This window comes from Solwaraspora sp. WMMD1047 (genome assembly GCF_029626155.1).
GTDB lineage: Bacteria > Actinomycetota > Actinomycetes > Mycobacteriales > Micromonosporaceae > WMMD1047.
In genome coordinates, this window is the sequence record NZ_JARUBL010000001.1 from 1,951,880 (window position 1) to 1,967,991 (window position 16,112).

Genomic DNA, 16,112 nt, shown 5'->3' on the forward strand with positions numbered 1-16,112 from the left:
CGGGCCGCTCCGGCCGGTGTCCGGACCGATAACCTCGACCCATGGCCGATGATCTGCGCGTCACCGACCGCCTGGTCATCCCCGGCAGCGAGCTGCGGGAGCGGTTCTCCCGCTCGTCCGGACCGGGCGGCCAGGGCGTCAACACCACCGACTCCCGGGTCGAGCTGTCCTGGAATCTGGTGGAGTCGGCGGCCCTGCCGCCGGAGCTGAAGGAGCGCGCCCGGCAACGGTTGGCGGGCCGGCTGGTCGACGGGGTGCTCACCGTCACCGCCTCCGAGCACCGATCCCAGCTGCGCAACCGGCAGGCCGCCGAGGACCGGCTCGCCGAGCTGGTGGCCGCGGCTGTCGCCGCGCCGCCGCCGAGCCGGCGCCCCACCCGCCCGTCCCGAGGCGCCAAGGAGCGCCGGATCCAGGACAAGAAGCGGCGCGGCCAGATCAAGCGGCTGCGCCGCCCGGACACCGACTGAGCCCATGATCAATTGACGAAAAAGGTCGCTCAAGTGCCCCGATCACGACCTTTTTCATCATCCGATCATGGTGCAGGGTCGCACAGGGTGCCCGACGAGTGGCCTGGGTCGGGGGGAGAACCGTGTGCCGCAGGTGCGTCGCTATCCCCGGTCGAGGAGTTGATCGCACACCTTGAGCAGGTGGGTGCGCAGGGCGGCGGCGCGTTCGGCGAAGGCGCGCTGGCGGGCCACGTAGGTTGCCCGGCCCGCCGGGGTCTCGATCGCCACCGCCGGTTCGCCGTAGGAGGAGACGTCGTACGGTGACGCCTGCATGTCCAGCCGCCGGATCTCGCCGGCCAGCTCGAAGCAGTCCAGGGCGAGTTCACCGGGGACCGCCGGTCCGAGCTTGCTGGCCCATTTGTGACAGTCCATCGCCGCGTGCAGGCAGCCGGGCTGCTCCATCGCCTGCTGGGTGTCGCGGGTCGGCCGGACCCGGTTCAGGCCGACCGCCTCGGCGGTGAAGAAGCGGTACGCGTCGAAGTGGGTGCAGCGGATCGGGTGCGCCTCGACCACCGCGTCGGTGCCCGCCTGGCCGAGTCGCAGCGGTAGCGGATGGCGGTGCTCGGCCTGCCGGTAGACCATCGCCCACTCGTGCAGGCCGAAGCACCCGGTGAACGCCGGCCGGGACGCGGTGGCGGCGAGCAGGTCGCGGATGAAGCGGACCGACTCCGCCCGGTCGGCGAGGTAGCGCCCGACGTCGAGTCGTACGCCGCCGTCGGCGTCCGTGGCGTACCAGCGCCAGCGCCCGTGCGGGGCGGGACCGTCGGCGTCCGGCGCCAGCGCGGCCCCGACGCCCGGGTGCCACCGACGCAGCACCGCCGGCCGGGTGCCGTAGTAGGTGTAGAGGAAGTCTTCGATCGCGTGCGGCCGGCCGCTCGCCCGGCGGGCACGGTGCCCGGCGGTGAGGGCGTCGGCCCGCTCGGCGTGTGCCCGGCTGCGCGCCCGCCAGACGGGCGCCGCCAGTACTCCCGGCGGCGTCCGCCGCGCGGCGTCCGTCGGCGGTGCGGTCACCGATCCAGCCTACGACCATCGCACCGGCCAGGTTCGGGCACGTGACGGCGCGGCCAGGTTCGGCACGTTGACGGCGCGGTCGGGTTCGGGCACGTTGACGGCGCGGTCGGGTTCGGGCACGTTGACGGCGGCCGGGGCTGAGCAGTTTGACGAACGCCGCGTTGGGCCCGTTCGACGGGCGGGCGGGGTCGGCGCGGTGATGCCGGTCCGGGTCAGGGCGCGGTGCTGCTGGTCCGGGTCAGGGCGCGGTGCTGCCGGTCGGGGTCAGGGCACGTCGACGCTCACTCCGGCGGAGAAGACGTCGCCGCGCAGCTCGATCCGGGTCGGCGGCTCGGCGCCGGGGATCGCGAAGACGAGCGGGAAGAGCCGCTTCTGGTCGGCCGGTACCGGTTCGGCGAACAGGTCGCGGCCGGCGTTGGCGGCCATCGTGGCGGTCTCGTCGAGGGTCACCCAGTTGCCGTCCGGCAGATACGCCCGCTGCAACGCGCCGTGCCAGGGCTGGTCGTGGCCACTGACGTTGTGCAGTCCGACCGTCGCCTCGCACCGGCCGGTGTCGGGCGGGCAGCTGATCCGGTAGACGGTGAACTCGAATGCCGAGTCGCGCATGGTCGCGCCGACCGGGCCGCTCGTGGCCTCGCCCACCCAGGCGCCGCTGGACGGTCTCCGGTCGGCGCTGATGGCGGTCACCCGGGCCGAGGCGGTCCCGGCCACCGCCGCCATCGCGGCCAGCAGCGCCGCCGTGGCGGCCCCCACGATCACCCAGACCGGTGGGCCGATCCGCCGGTGCACCCGCGCGGGGCGCGGCGCCGGCCCGTCGGCCGGCTGGGGTGTCCGGATCGGACCGCCGGCCGCGCCGGCGCCCGGCTGGCTGGCCGGCGGCTCATCCCCGACGAGGGCGGGCCGACCCCGCCGACCGCCCCGGTAGACCCCACCCCCACCCTGGCTCGGCCGCCTCACCCCGCCGAAGTCGGGTCCGGCCAGCTGGGCCGGGCTGGTGGCCGGAACGCGGTCGGCGGGCCGGAATCCCGCTGTCGCGGTGCGTCCGTGGGGTGACGGGGTAGCCGGGGGCGGGCCGCCCGGTCGACCGGTGCCGTGGTCGGACCGCCGGCCGGTGCCGTGGTCGGACCGCCGGCCGGTCTGCCACCGGCGGCCGGTGACGGCCAACACGATCAGTGCCAGCCCTGCCAGCGCTCCGATGATGGTCGCCGGCCGCCGCCACCACGGCGGTGCTGCCTCGACCTCGGTTTCCGGTGCCGCCCAATTGGCCGTCGCACAGTCGTAGGCGACGGTGCCGGCGGTGCCGTCGCCGGGGAAGACGCAGGTGGGGGCGGTCACGTCGGTGGCCGGCACCGGCGGGCTCAGGGTGGTTGCCAGGGTCGCCGCCGTGCCGGCCGCCAGTTGCAGGCGCCAGCTCACCTCGAGCCCGCCGGCCTGGCCGCCGGGGCTGCTGACCTGCCCACCAGGGCTGACCTCGGTCGGGGCGGTACCCTGCGGCAGTTCCTGGCGGACCGTGGCGTCCACCGCGGCGCCGCTGCCGTTGCGTACCTCGATCCGGTAGGCCGGGGCGACGGTGCCGGAGCTTTCGACGTCGACCTGGACCGGCGACGGCGCGGTGGCCGGGTTCGGGAGCACCGTTTCGCTCGGTGCCGGTGTGACGTTCGGGTTGGGTGCGAACAACGGACGGTTCGGCCCGACGGCGGTCGCGACTGCGGGTGTGGTGACTGCGGTCGCGGCGGCGGGAGCGGCGGTGACGGTGGTGACGATGGCCGCAGCCGGGGTCGCGACGATCAGGAGAAAAGCCCCCAGAACTGTCCTGACCACGCGGGGTCGGACCGATGCTGGCATCACCGTTAACCTCCCGAACTCGACGCCTGGGTCGCGACCCGGGTTCCCGGCAGCCGGGGGAATGAACTCGCCATCCCGGTCCGCGGGGTGCCATCGCGCTTCGGGACCCGCGCGGTCGGACCGCGTCAGTCCCGGTGCGGTCGGACCGCCTCGGTCCCGGGCGGGTGTGTATCGCCGCGAGCCCCACTGCGGGCCAGCGGGCGCGGTGCGGGCTAGATTGGCCGGGTGCGTATCGCTCGGTTTGCCCATGGCAAGGGAATGTCGTTCGGCGTGGTCGAGGGGGAGCTGGCGGCCGGCCCGCAGGGCCTCACGGTGGCCGAGATCGAGGGCCTGCCGTTCGGTGAGGTCAGACTCACCGGCACCCGGTGGGCGCTGGCCGACGTCCGGCTGCTCTCTCCGATCCTGCCCAGCAAGGTGGTCTGTGTCGGCCGCAACTACGCCGAGCACGCGGCCGAGCACGCCGCCGAGGTGCCGACCGAGCCGTTGCTCTTCCTCAAGCCGTCCACCTCGGTGATCGGTCCGCGCGACGCGATCCGGCTGCCGGCCCAGTCGCGTCAGGTGGAGCACGAGGCGGAGCTGGCGGTGGTGATCGGACCGCCGGGGGCGCGGCGGGTCGACCGGGCCGCCGCCCAGCAGGCGATCTTCGGGTACGCCTGCGCGAACGACGTGACCGCGCGGGACCTGCAGCGCTCCGACGGGCAGTGGACCCGCGCCAAGGGTTTCGACTCGTTCTGCCCGATCGGCCCGTGGATCACCACCGGGATCGACGTCGGTGACCTGGAGGTCCGCTGCGAGGTCGGCCGGAAGCCGGACGAGATGGAGGTCCGCCAGCTCGGCCGGACCAAGGACATGGTCTTCGACGTGCCGACCCTGGTGTCCTACATCTCACACGTGATGACGCTGCTGCCCGGGGACGTGGTGCTAACCGGCACGCCGGCCGGGGTTAGCCCGCTGCTGGACGGGGATACCGTGTCGGTGCGTGTCGAGGGGCTGGGTGAGCTGTCGAATCCCGTGGTGGCGCTGGAATCCTGATCCGATTTGGCCTACACCACGAGGTCCGGTAAAGTTCGTGCCCGGTGCGACAAGCACCGATGGGGTATGGGGTAATTGGCAGCCCGACTGATTCTGGTTCAGTTAGTCTAGGTTCGAGTCCTGGTACCCCAGCAAGCCGAAACCCGCGAGGGATTCGGTTGCTGGATCTCTGGTAGAGTTCAGCAGCGTTGTCCGGAAGGTCAACAATAGTCCTGGCCCCGTCGTCTAGCGGCCTAGGACGCCGCCCTCTCAAGGCGGTAGCGCCGGTTCGAATCCGGTCGGGGCTACAGGTCGCGGCCCGTGTCACCCAGGTGACGCGGGCCGTTTCTGTTTTTCCGGGCCCGCCGGTTCTGTTCCCGGGCACACCGGGCGGCACCTCGATTATGCCCACGCCCGCGGCCCCCGCACGGCACTTCACGGATTCCCGCTTCCACGCGGGCACGGAAAGCGACCGGCGGGCAACAGGCGCCGGCCGCGGTGGTGCGGGGTCAGAGGCCGCTGAGGCGTTGGCCGGCGCGGACGACGGCCATCGCGTGCCGGTCGCCGGGGCGGCGACCGAGTCGTTCGATCGGGCCGGAGACGCTCACCGAGGCGATCACCCGGCCGGTGCGATCGCGGATCGGGGCGGAGACGCTTGCCACCCCCGACTCCCGTTCGGCGACGCTCTGCGCCCAGCCGCGCCGGCGTACCTCGGCCAAGGTGCGGCCGGTGAACTTGCAGCGGGGCAGCAGCGGCATCACCGCCTCCGGCGGCTCCCAGGCGAGCAGCACCTGGGCCGCCGAGCCCGCCGTCATCGGCAGCACCGAGCCGACCGGCACGGTGTCACGCAGTCCGCTGGCCCGCTCGGCGGCGGCCACACAGATCCGTTCGTCGGCGCGGCGCAGGTAGAGTTGCGCGCTCTCGCCGGTGGCGTCGCGCAGTGCGGCCAGCAGCGGTTCGGCGGCGGTCAGCAGCACGTCGGGGGCGGCGTTGGCCAACTCGCCCAGTCGCGGTCCGGGGCGCCAGCGGCCGTGGGTGTCACGGACGAGCAGGCGGTGGATCTCCAGGGCCTGGGCGAGCCGGTGTGCGGTGGCCCGGGGCAGCTTGGTCCGGTCGACGAGTTCGGCGAGGCTGGCGCCGTCGACGCAGGCGGCCAGGATGACCACCGCCTTGTCGAGAACGCCGACACCGCTCATACTGTGTCCCACAAGCCGAAACATACCTCCCAGAATTTAGGATGTCCAGATGGTGGGAGTCACTCCCGACCCGACGTCGCCCAGGACCCTGGCCGAGAAGGTCTGGGACGCTCACGTGGTGCGATCCGCCGAGGGCGAGCCGGATCTGCTCTATATCGACCTGCATCTGCTGCACGAGGTGACCAGCCCGCAGGCCTTCGACGGGCTGCGGATGGCCGGCCGCGGCGTGCGGCGCACCGACCTGACGATCGCGACCGAGGACCACAACACCCCGACCGGGTACGCGGACCCGGCGTTCTCGTCCCGCCGCGGCGACCTGCTGACCATCGCCGACCCGACCTCGCGGACCCAGATCGAGACGCTGCGCCGCAACTGCGCCGAGTTCGGCATCCGGTTGCACCCGCTCGGCGACGACAACCAGGGCATCGTGCACGTGATCGGGCCGCAGCTCGGGCTCACCCAACCGGGCCTGACCATCGTCTGTGGCGACTCGCACACCGCCACCCACGGCGCGTTCGGCGCGCTGGCGTTCGGCATCGGCACCAGTGAGGTCGAACACGTGCTGGCCACCCAGACGCTGCCGCAGAGTCGCCCGAAGACGATGGCCGTCACGGTCACCGGCGAACTGGCTCCCGGCGTCACCGCCAAGGACCTGGTGCTGGCGCTCATCACCCAGGTCGGCACCGGCGGCGGGCGCGGCCACATCGTGGAGTACCGCGGCGAGGCGATCCGCTCGCTCTCCATGGAGGGCCGGATGACGATCGCCAACATGTCCATCGAGTGGGGCGCCAAGGCCGGCATGATCGCGCCGGACGAGACCACCTTCGCCTACCTGAAGGGGCGGCCCAACGCGCCGCAGGGTGCCGACTGGGACGCCGCGCTGGAGTACTGGCGCACGCTCCCCACCGACGAGGGCGCCACCTTCGACACCGAGGTGTTCCTGGACGCCAGCCGGATCTCGCCGTTCGTCACCTGGGGCACCAACCCCGGCCAGGGCGCCCCGCTCAGCGCGGTCGTGCCGGACCCGGAGGAGTTCGTGACCGAGGGCGAGCAGGCCGCCGCCCGCCGGGCGCTGGAGTACATGGACCTGCGCCCCGGCACGCCGCTGCGCGAGGTGCCGGTGGACGTGGTCTTCGTCGGCTCCTGCACCAACGGGCGGCTGGAGGACCTGCGCGCCGCCGCCGAGGTGCTGCGCGGCCGCCGGGTCGCCGACGGGGTACGAATGCTCGTGGTCCCCGGCTCGGCCAAGGTACGCGAGGCGGCCGAGGTCGAGGGGCTGGACAAGATCTTCACCGACGCGGGCGCCGAGTGGCGGTTCGCCGGCTGCTCCATGTGCCTGGGGATGAACCCCGACACGCTCTCCCCCGGGGAGCGGGCCGCCTCCACCTCCAACCGCAACTTCGAGGGCCGGCAGGGCCGGGGCGGGCGTACCCATCTGGTGTCGCCGCCGGTCGCCGCGGCCACCGCCGTGATCGGCCGGCTGGCCGCTCCGGCCGATCTGTGAAGGGCTGACCGGACATGGAAAAGTTCACCGTTCACACCGGCACCGCGGTGCCACTCCGACGCTCCGATGTGGATACCGACCAGATCATTCCGGCCGTGTATCTCAAGCGGGTAACGCGATCCGGCTTCGCCGACGGCCTGTTCAGCGCCTGGCGGGAGGATCCCGCATTCGTCCTCAACGATGCCTCCTATTCAGGGGCGTCGATTCTGGTGGCCGGGCCGGAGTTCGGCACCGGGTCATCCCGTGAGCACGCCGTGTGGGCGTTGCGGGACTGGGGCTTCCGGTCCGTCATCGCCCCCGGGTTCGGGGACATCTTCCGCGGCAACTCGCTCAAGGAGGGGCTCCTCCCGGTCGAGCTGGAATTGAAGGCCGTCGAGGAGATCTGGGAGCGGGTGGAGGCCGAGCCGGCCACCCCGGTCACCATCGACCTGACCGCCCGCGAGGTCCGGGTGGGGGAGTCGACCTGGTCCTTCCCGATCGACGACTTCAGCCGCTGGCGGCTGCTGGAGGGCTTGGATGACATAGGACTGACCCTCCGCCACGAGCCCGACATCACCTCCTACGAGGGCCGGCGGCTGCCCTTCCTGCCCGTCGTCGGATAGCCCGGGGGACCTCCCCAGGGGCCCGTTTCGCCCCCGCCAGCGCCCGGATTGCCTGCCGGTCAACACCTTCCCGGCTACTCCGAGCGCCCGGCGGGGGCGAATCCGTTACGACACAATGGTTTTTTTCGAGCAGATGTTTGTGTCTTGGCGGCACAGGGCATACCGTGCGCGCAGAATGGCTCGCGATGAGTCTAGTTGCACATATGGGAGGGAACTCGTGAACAAGGCCGAGCTCATCGAGGCGCTCACCACTCGCCTGGGGGACCGGAAGACGGCGACGTCAGCGCTCGACGCGGTCCTCACCGAGGTTCAGGCGGCGGTGACCAAGGGCGACCGCGTGGCCATCACTGGCTTCGGAGTGTTCGAAAAGCGTGTCCGTGGGGCGCGAACAGCGCGCAACCCGCGTACCGGTGAAGCCGTCAAGGTGAAGAAGACATCCGTCCCGGCGTTCCGGCCGGGCGCTGGCTTCAAGGAGATGGTGGCCAGCGGCAAGGTGCCGAAGGCCACCTCGGCGGCGAAGAAGACGGCGGCGGCGGCGAAGTCGACCGCCAGCAGGTCGACGGCGACCAAGGCGGCGGCGACCAAGAAGGCCACCACGGCCAAGAAGGCCGCCCCGACGAAGACCGCCGGCAAGGCCACGGCGGCCAAGAAGACGACCGCCACCAAGGCCGCGGCCAAGAAGACGGCCGCGACCGCCAAGAAGACGGCCGCCGCCAAGAAGACCGCGGCGAAGGCCACCACCACCCGGTCGGCGGCGGCCAAGAAGGCGCCCGCCAAGAAGACCGCGACGAAGAAGGCCACCACCCGACGCTGAGGCGCCGGTTGGCGGTAGGCGAGAAAGGGTGTCCCCGGCTCGGGGGCACCCTTTCCGCGTCCCGGACCTTGTCCGGACCCCGGGGCGAACACGAGAATGACCCACCTCACGTCCCTCGTCCCGGGGAGTGCCGGTGCGCCGCTCGTACCTCTCGATTGCCCTGCTCGCCCTCGGCGTGACGCTCCTGACCGACGTGCTGCGGGTCTGGCTACCCGCCATCATCACCATCTTCGGGCAGGCCGCCAGCACCCCCGCCGAGCTGATGGGCGCGTTCGCGCTCTCCTGGTTCGTGGTGGCGTTCGGGGCGCCCGCGCTGATCCGGGTCGCCGGCGTCCGAGCCGTGGGGCTGCTGGCCGCGGTGCTGCTGGCCGGCTGCCGGCTGGCCCTGGCCGGTCCGCCCGGCGGCCAACTCCAGCTCTATCTGGCCAGCGTGGGCCTGCTCGCCGGGCTCTGTTGGCTGGCGGCCACCGCCGCCACCACGCCGCGCCCGGTGCCGGGGCTGCTGCTCGGCCTGGCGGCGCCGGTGATCCTGCACACCACCGCGGACACCTACGACCTGGCCTGGCGCGGCGGGCTGTGGTCCTGGCTGGTGGCCGGCGCCGCCGCACCTGCCCTGGTGGCCCTGCAGGCCACCAGCGGCGGCCGCGCATTCACCGATCCGGCCGACGACGGCGATCCGGCCGCGGCTGGACCGGTTGCCGAGGTGGATGGTCGGGTGTCGTGGTTTCTGCTCGGCCCGAGCCTGTTGCTGGTCGGCATGGTGGCCGGGTCACCCGGCCTGGCGAACGTGGCGCTGTCCTACCTCGCCGGTACGGGCGGTGCGGCGGCCGGCGGCACGGCGGTGGCCCAACCCCCGCCGCACGGCGATCTGCTGCCGGGGCTGCTCGGCGCGACGGCGGTCGCCCTGCTGATCCACCTCGGGCTGGCCCGCAACCGGCCCGGACCGTGGCGCTGGCTGCCGCCGGTGCTGCTGGTGGCGGGCAGCGCGCTGTTCGTCACCGGCTGGCCGACCGCGCTCGCCCCGGCGATCCTGACCACCGCCGCCGGCCTCGGCGGCTGCCTGGCCATGTCCGGTGCCGGCGGCGGGGCCGGAACCCGTGCCGGTCGCTCCGGTGCGGACCAGGTCGGTGCCAGGCGGCAACGATCCGCACGGTCCGCCGGGCGCGGCTACGCGGTGCTGGGCGGGATGCTGGTCTTCGCCGTCGGGGCGGTGCTTCACTACGCCGCCTACGACCTCGGCTACCCCAACCAGTGGGTGCCGCCCGCCGTCGCGGCGCTGATCGCCACGCTCGCGCTGCGATCGCCCGCCACGCCCACCGCCCCCACCACCGGGGCCGTTGACGGCCGGAGGATGGTCCTGACGGGCGTCGCGGCGGTGCTCACGATCGCCGGTGCCCTTGTCACGCCCGGCCGGGCCGGCGAACCCGTGGCGGCGGCCGGTGACCCGGCAGCCGGTTCGGTGCGGCTGGTCGCGTACAACATCCGGATGGGGTTCGGGCTGGACGGCCGCTTCGATCTGGCCGGGCTGGCCGGGACCATCGCCGGGCAGCGGCCGGACATCGTGGCGCTCAGCGAGGTGGACCGGGCCTGGCTGCTCAACGGCGGCCACGACACGCTCACCCTGCTGGCCCGCCGGCTCGGCATGACCTACCGGTTCGCGCCCGCGGCCGACCCGGTCTGGGGCGACGCCGTGCTGACCCGGTTGCCGGTGCGGGAGTCCCGGACCCGGCGACTCGATCCGGTGGGCGCCCCCACCGGAGCACAGGCGCTCGCCGTGGTGGTCGACCTCGGCGGTCGGGACCTGGTGGTGGTCGCCACCCACCTGCAACCGCCGCCGGGCAACGGCCCGGTGGCGCAGGCCCGCGAACTGGCCGGGTTCGCCACCGGGTTCGCCGCCGGCCGGCCGCTGGTGGTGGCCGGCGACCTGAACACCGAGCCCGGCGAGCCGGCCTTCGAGGCGTTGCGCGGTGCCGGCCTGGTCGACGCGCTGGCCGCCGGCCGGCCGTTGCCGACCAGCCCTTCCGACGTACCGGAGCAGGAGATCGACCACGTGCTGACCTCGCCGGGGATCGCGGCAGCCGACCCGGTCGCACCGGCCGGCACCGCCTCCGACCACCTCGCGGTAGCGGTCACCCTCACCCTGCCGCCGGCCTGACCGACCACCGACCACCCGGTGCGGTCAGCCCTCGGCCAGACCTGCCTGATGGGCGAGCAGCCCCGCCTGGGTGCGGTTGTCGCAGCCCAGTTTGACCAGCAGCCGGGAGACGTAGCCCTTGACGGTCGCCTCGGACAGCCGCAGGCGGCGGGCGATCTGCTGGTTTGACCGGCCGGCACCGAGCAACGCCAGCACCTCGGTCTCCCGCCCGGTCAGCGTGGCGACCAGATCCCGGGCCCGGCGGCGGGACTCGGCCGGACCGCCGGCCGCCTCGACCAGCCGGCCGGCGGCGGCCGGGGAGAGGACGGTATGTCCGGCCGCGGCGACCCGCACCAGATCGAGCAGGTCCTCCGGCGGGGTCGACTTGAGCAGGAATCCGGCGGCCCCGGCGGCCAGCGCCCGCACCACGTACGCGTCGACGTCGAACGTGGTCAGCGCGATCATCCGGGGTGGCGAGTCGAACCCGGCGATCCGTTCGATCGCGGTCAGCCCGTCGACCTCCGGCATCCGCAGGTCGATCAGCACCACATCGGGCCGCAGCCGGATGACGGCGTCGACCGCGTCGGCGCCGTCGTACGCCTCGCCGACCACCGCCAGGTCCGGCGCCGCACCGAGGATCGTCCGCAGGTGCGCGCAGACGATGCGTTCGTCGTCGACCAGCAGCACCCGGATCACCCGACCGGACGTCACCGGCGGGGGCGTCACCGGTCCCGACCCGTCGGCCCGAGCACCGGCAGGGTCGCCTGGACCGCGAAGCCGCCTTCCGACGTCGGTTCCGCCGCCAGGGTCCCACCGATCATCTCGATCCGGTGCCGCAACCCGAGCAGCCCCAGGCCGGTGCCGCTGCCAACCAGGTCGGCGTCGGGCGGGTCGGGCGGAGCGGCGTTGCGGACCGACGCCCGGACCCCATCGGCGGCGTACGAGACGGCGACGGTGGTGTCGGAGCCCGGCGCGTGCTTGCGTACGTTCGTGAGCGACTCCTGCACGAGGCGGTGCAGAGTGCGGCGCACCGTCCCCGCCGCCAGCGACGGGTCACCGGTAACGTCGAGCCGCACCGGCAGGCCGACCGACCGCGACTCGGCGACCAACGCGTCGAGCCGACCGCCCGCGTCCACGCCGGCCGAACCGGCACTGTCGGCCGAACCGGCGCTGTCGGCCGAACCGGCGCTGTCTGGTCCGCCGGTGCCGCCGGGCAGCACGCCGATCACCTCGCGCAGTTCGGTCAGCGCCCGGCAGCCGGTGGCCCGCAGCTCCTCGGCGGCGGACCGGACCCGGGGGTCGGTGGTGGACACCCGCAGCGCCCCGGCCTGCAGCACCATCAGGTTGACCCGGTGCGCCACCACGTCGTGCATCTCCCGGGCCAGCCGCAGACGCTCGTCGGTGCGGGCCTGCTCAGCCAACTCGACCAGCAGGTTGCGCCGGGCCCGCAGGTAAAGGCCCAGCACCGCCGACCCGAGGATCAGAGCCGGCGCGGAGACCGGATCGTCAATGCTCCAGGCGTGCGCGCCAACGGCCCAGCAGCCCAGCAGGACGGCGATCGTCAGTCCTGCCCGCCACCGGTGCCGGCCGTACGCGGCGACCGCGTACGGTGCGAAGAAGACCGCCGCCGCCGGCGCGAACAGGCTGAGCCCGGCGACACCGAGGGCGACCGCCTCGGGGTTGGTACGGCGGCGCAACAGCAGCAGCGCGGCCAGCACCTGCGCGGCGGCGTACACCCAGGTCGGTGCGGCGAGGTGCTTGGTGGCCAGGTTGGGGTCGATGATCTCGCGCGTGGCGCCGGCCCCCGCGACGGCCACGACCACCGCGACGTCGACCGCGTACGCCCGCAACCGGCGTTGCCGTGCGCTCACCATGCCGTCACGGTAGTCACCGGTCCCGGTTCCCGTCCCGGCCGACGGCCCGGATCGCGACCTACCGATGGCGGGCGGGCGACGAAAGTAGGGTGCCGACGCGACGTATCGCGCTACCGGCGGCCACGGTCGCCCTGATGCCATCGAGGCATGCAGTCGACCCCGGCCCGTGATGCCGCCACCACCGCGCCGCCGGACCGCAGCCGGCGGATCGCTGAACTGGACGCCCTCCGCGGCTTCGCCCTCGCCGGCATCGTCATGGTCAATATCGTGCAGATGACCGGCATGCCCTGGGCCGCCGGGCCGGCCCGCGAACACCCGGACGCCTACCTGTTCGAGCTGCTCTTCTTCCAGCGCCCGTTCCTGATCTTCTCGTTGCTGTTCGGCGTCAGCTTCGCCATCTTCCTGCGCACCGCCGCCCGCCGGGCCGACCGGCCCCGCCTGGTGCTGGTGCGCCGGCTGCTCTGGCTCGCCGTCTTCGGCGCGCTGCACAGCCTGCTGCAGCCGGGCGAGGTGCTCAAGTTCTACGCGGTGGCCGGCCTGCTGGTCCTGCCGGCGACCTACCTGTCCCGGCGCTGGCTGCTCTGGGGCGGGGCCGTGCTCACCCTGGCCGGCAGTGCGCTGATCGGCGGGGTGGCGACCATCCCCGGGTTGTTCCTGGTCGGTATGGCGCTCACCGGATACGGGATACCGGACACCCTGGGCCGGCGCGGCCGGCAGCTCGCGGTTGCATTCGCGGTCGCCGCGCCCCTCGCCACGGTCGCCGCCGTACTGCAGTACCGGTACGGCGTCGGACCCGAGGCGCGGGTCGTGACGCTGCAGGCCGGCCTGGCCGTGGCGTTCCTCTACGTCACCGGGTTCCTCCTGCTACTGCGTACGCTGCTACTGCGTACGCCGCTGCGCCGGCCGCTGGACGCGGTGTTCGCGCCGATGGGCAAGCTGGCGCTTACCAACTACATCCTGGCCAGCGCGCTGATCCTCGCGGCGGACGCCGCGTTGGGAATCGGCGAACGGACCGACTACGCCTTGGTCGTGGCGGTCGGCGTCGGCATCGCCGTGATCCAGGCGGCCTGGAGCCCGATCTGGCTGCGGTGGTACCAGTACGGGCCGTTGGAGTGGCTGTGGCGTTGCCTGACCTGGTGGCGGTGGGTGCCGATCCGCCAAGCCGAAGGGGTGGGACGGTAGTCAGGCTTCGGCGGCGCCGGCCAGTCGGTCGGCGCCGATCAGGCGGTCGCCGGCGAACGCGAGCAGCCAGCCGGTGCCCTTGTCGGTGGCGTGGTCGCGCCGGCCGTCACCGACCAGTCGGGCCAACGCGTCCGGGATCACCTTGCCCTGGCTGCACAGCACCGCGGTGGCCTGCTCGGCGGCCAGCTCCACCAGCCGGGCCGCCGCCACCAGCGCGTTCTCGTCCGGGTGCTGGCCGGGCTCCGGCTCGTCCAACCGGGAGTCCACCTCGATCGGCAGGTCCAGCAACTCGGCGACCGGATCGAGGGTCTGCACGCAGCGGCGGGCCGAGGCCGACAGCAGCCGCCCCGGCCGCAGCACCGCCAGCACCGGGGCGAGCGAGCGGGCCTGCGCCCAGCCGACGGCGTCCAGCGGGCGGGCGGTGTCCGGCCCGGACCAGGTGGCCCGCTTGCCGGCGTGCGCGTGCCGGACCAGTCCGAGCACGGCGGTGACCGGCGGCAGGGCGGCGAAGTCGCGCAGTACCCGCGCGTCGTGCGGGTAGTTCACCAGCTCGACCGCGTCGTGCACGGTCAGCCAGCGCACCCCGTCGACCTCGGTGCCGGGCTGGAACCCGCCGTTGCCGGCCACCCGCATCGACCAGTAGTCGACCACCTTGGGCTGCCCGTCGCGGGTCCGGTAGCTGGTACCCGGCAGCCGCACCTGCGGTACGCCGTACACGCCGGCCTCCTCGGCGACCTCCCGGACGGCGGCGAGCAGCGGATGCTCACCGGGCTCCAGCTTCCCCTTCGGCAGCGACCAGTCGTCGTAGCGCGGCCGGTGCACCAGGCAGACCAGCACGTCGCCATCGGCGGCGGGCCGCCACACCACCCCGCCCGCCGCCCGGACCGGTGCGGTCATGGCAGCCACTTGGTACTGGATCCCTTCGCGGCGCGGCGCCAGGCCGCGGGGAAATCGGCCCGGACGCGGTGGATCGCGGCGCGTTCCCGCTCGACCAGCCGCCCGGCGGTGACCGCCATCGCGTGGTCGGCCGGGTCGGTGGCCGCGACCGACAGCCAGGTCTCCGCGGCGACCGCGGCGTCCTGGTGCTCCCCGAGCAGATTCTGAACCCGGCCGAGTGCCTTCGCCAGCTTCGCCGCGCCGCCGCCCAGCACCGGGGCGACCGCGTCCACCGCGTACCGGGCCTTCTTGCCGTTGATCCGGACCTGGTGCCACCGCTCGTCGGGCGCGGCCGGGTCCAGGTCGCCGGCCCCGTCCATCCCGTCGCGACCGTCGGTGAGGCGGTGCCACGGCTTGGCGACCACCTTCGGCAACACCTCGCCGGCCGGCCGGTCGGCCCGGCCGGTCAGCTTCGGGGCCCGGGTGGCGGCGACCAGCGACTCGACCAGGGCCGCGTAGCGGTCGGTGGCGAGCGCCTCGTCGACCGCGGCCAGCGCGGCGTCCTGCCGGGCGGCCAGCACCGCGTCGATCCGGTCGACGGCCGCGTCGTCCAGCGGCGCCAGTGGGTCGGCGGCGGCGGTGCGGCGCAGTCGGGCCCGCAGCACCTCGGCGTCGCGGGCGCCGCCGAGCACGTCCGCCAGCCACTTCAACTCGGCGCGCAGCGGGTCGGCCCAGTCCGAATCGACGAGCGACCGGAAGGTACGCAGGTCGCTGCGGAGCCGCCGGCAGCCGACCCGCATCTGGTGTACGGCGGTGTCGTCGTCGCCGACCGGGGCGCGCAGCCGGACCAGCGGGTCGTGGGACAGCAGCCGGCCGGCGCCGAACCGGATCGCGGCGGTGACCACGTCCCCGGCGGTCGGGTCGGCCGGCAGCTCGCCGGGGGCGACCAGGTCCGGCGGCGCCGATGCGGCCTCGCCGAGCGCCCGGACGTGCTTGGGGACGAACCCGCCGGCGACCGCCCCGGCGTCGGTCAGCAGCGCCTGCACCGTGTCCAGCAGGTCGCGGTCGCCGGCCTTGCGCTCCACCTCCAGCTCCCGGAACCCGGATCGGACCTTCTTGCCCTCGTCGAGCACCGACACCGCGTCGTCGGCGATCTCGGCGAGCAGCCGGTCGTCGGCGTCGCGCAGCTCGTACCCGCGCCGCACGCTGCGGACCACCGCGGCCGGGGCCAGCGCCACCCCCCGCGAGTACGCGGTGACCAGCGCCGCCAGCTCCGCCGGCATCGTCTTCGCCTTGCCGGTCCGGGAGATCTCGTGCCGGACGCCGGGTGAGTCGGCCGGCAGCTTCACCGTCCAGGGCGCCTTGTCACCCCTGCGGTGCCGCAGCGACACCCCGGCCCGGGCCAGCCGCAGGTCCGGGGTGTCGTAGTAGGTCGCGGTGAGGGTCACCGGAGGCAGCGTCACCACCCGTCCGCCCTCGGGGAGCGCGCCGGTCAGCTCCGGCAGCTCGAACGACTCGGTCACCTCGTACTTGCGTTCCTCCTCCAGCATCCGGCCA

The 16,112-nt window shown here is 73.7% G+C and carries 14 protein-coding genes and 2 tRNA genes; 9 read left to right on the forward strand and 7 right to left on the reverse strand.

The genetic code is table 11. From position 1 onward, the window contains the following. Nucleotides 1-41: 41 nt before the first annotated feature. Nucleotides 42-467 carry an alternative ribosome rescue aminoacyl-tRNA hydrolase ArfB gene (arfB, locus tag O7627_RS08980; protein ID WP_278093030.1) on the forward strand — a complete coding sequence of 142 codons (426 nt, stop codon included), beginning with the start codon at nt 42-44 and terminating at the stop codon, nt 465-467. Nucleotides 468-608: 141 nt separating this feature from the next. On the opposite strand, the gene O7627_RS08985 is transcribed toward arfB, so the two are convergent. Then, nucleotides 609-1,469 (reverse strand): 3-methyladenine DNA glycosylase, encoded by an 861-nt coding sequence (locus O7627_RS08985; protein ID WP_278098222.1) that lies wholly within the window; start codon nt 1,467-1,469, stop codon nt 609-611. A gap of 312 nt (nt 1,470-1,781) precedes the next feature. Beyond that, nucleotides 1,782-3,338, reverse strand: a complete 1,557-nt coding sequence (locus tag O7627_RS08990; RefSeq protein WP_278093031.1) for a hypothetical protein — start codon at nt 3,336-3,338, stop codon at nt 1,782-1,784. Between the two features lie 249 nt (nt 3,339-3,587). Here O7627_RS08990 and O7627_RS08995 point away from each other — a divergent pair, with 249 nt between their 5' ends. From O7627_RS08995 to O7627_RS09005, 3 genes are all read left to right on the forward strand, one after another. Further along, nucleotides 3,588-4,394, forward strand: coding sequence for a fumarylacetoacetate hydrolase family protein (locus O7627_RS08995; protein WP_278093032.1), 807 nt, complete (start codon nt 3,588-3,590; stop codon nt 4,392-4,394). Nucleotides 4,395-4,454: 60 nt separating this feature from the next. Further along, nucleotides 4,455-4,526 (forward strand) — tRNA-Gln (locus O7627_RS09000). Nucleotides 4,527-4,608: 82 nt separating this feature from the next. Beyond that, nucleotides 4,609-4,681: transfer RNA gene (locus tag O7627_RS09005), tRNA-Glu, on the forward strand. A 201-nt stretch (nt 4,682-4,882) separates the two neighbouring features. Here the strand turns inward: O7627_RS09005 and O7627_RS09010 are convergent. Beyond that, complete coding sequence (locus O7627_RS09010) at nt 4,883-5,569, reverse strand: IclR family transcriptional regulator (RefSeq protein WP_278093033.1); 687 nt, start codon at nt 5,567-5,569, stop codon at nt 4,883-4,885. A 49-nt stretch (nt 5,570-5,618) separates the two neighbouring features. On the opposite strand from O7627_RS09010, the gene leuC reads away from it, so the two are divergent. From leuC to O7627_RS09030, 4 genes are all read left to right on the forward strand, one after another. Then, nucleotides 5,619-7,073, forward strand: a complete 1,455-nt coding sequence (leuC, locus tag O7627_RS09015) for a 3-isopropylmalate dehydratase large subunit (RefSeq protein WP_278093034.1) — start codon at nt 5,619-5,621, stop codon at nt 7,071-7,073. 14 nt (nt 7,074-7,087) lie between these two features. Then, nucleotides 7,088-7,675, forward strand: a complete 588-nt coding sequence (gene leuD, locus O7627_RS09020) for a 3-isopropylmalate dehydratase small subunit (RefSeq protein ID WP_278093035.1) — start codon at nt 7,088-7,090, stop codon at nt 7,673-7,675. A gap of 217 nt (nt 7,676-7,892) precedes the next feature. Further along, complete coding sequence (locus O7627_RS09025; RefSeq protein ID WP_347404704.1) at nt 7,893-8,489, forward strand: HU family DNA-binding protein; 597 nt, start codon at nt 7,893-7,895, stop codon at nt 8,487-8,489. Between the two features lie 133 nt (nt 8,490-8,622). Further along, nucleotides 8,623-10,644: an endonuclease/exonuclease/phosphatase family protein gene (locus O7627_RS09030; protein ID WP_278093037.1), complete on the forward strand. Its 2,022-nt coding sequence runs from the start codon at nt 8,623-8,625 to the stop codon at nt 10,642-10,644. Between the two features lie 24 nt (nt 10,645-10,668). Here the strand turns inward: O7627_RS09030 and O7627_RS09035 are convergent, their stop codons facing one another. Beyond that, nucleotides 10,669-11,349 carry a response regulator transcription factor gene (locus O7627_RS09035; RefSeq protein ID WP_278093038.1) on the reverse strand — a complete coding sequence of 227 codons (681 nt, stop codon included), beginning with the start codon at nt 11,347-11,349 and terminating at the stop codon, nt 10,669-10,671. Then, nucleotides 11,346-12,497 (reverse strand): histidine kinase, encoded by a 1,152-nt coding sequence (locus O7627_RS09040; RefSeq protein WP_278093039.1) that lies wholly within the window; start codon nt 12,495-12,497, stop codon nt 11,346-11,348. The genes O7627_RS09035 and O7627_RS09040 overlap by 4 nt, the downstream gene beginning before the upstream one ends. 147 nt (nt 12,498-12,644) lie before the next feature. Between O7627_RS09040 and O7627_RS09045 the strand changes: the two genes are divergently transcribed. Then, nucleotides 12,645-13,679, forward strand: coding sequence for a DUF418 domain-containing protein (locus tag O7627_RS09045; protein ID WP_278093040.1), 1,035 nt, complete (start codon nt 12,645-12,647; stop codon nt 13,677-13,679). On the opposite strand, the gene O7627_RS09050 is transcribed toward O7627_RS09045, so the two are convergent. Beyond that, entirely contained in the window at nt 13,680-14,576 is an 897-nt protein-coding gene (locus O7627_RS09050; RefSeq protein ID WP_278093041.1) for an NUDIX hydrolase, read from the reverse strand. After that, the gene (locus O7627_RS09055; RefSeq protein ID WP_278093042.1) at nt 14,573-16,105 is read right to left on the reverse strand and encodes a CYTH and CHAD domain-containing protein; all 1,533 of its coding nucleotides are present in this window, start codon (nt 16,103-16,105) and stop codon (nt 14,573-14,575) included. Before O7627_RS09055 ends, O7627_RS09050 begins: the two co-directional genes overlap by 4 nt. Nucleotides 16,106-16,112: the final 7 nt, after the last annotated feature.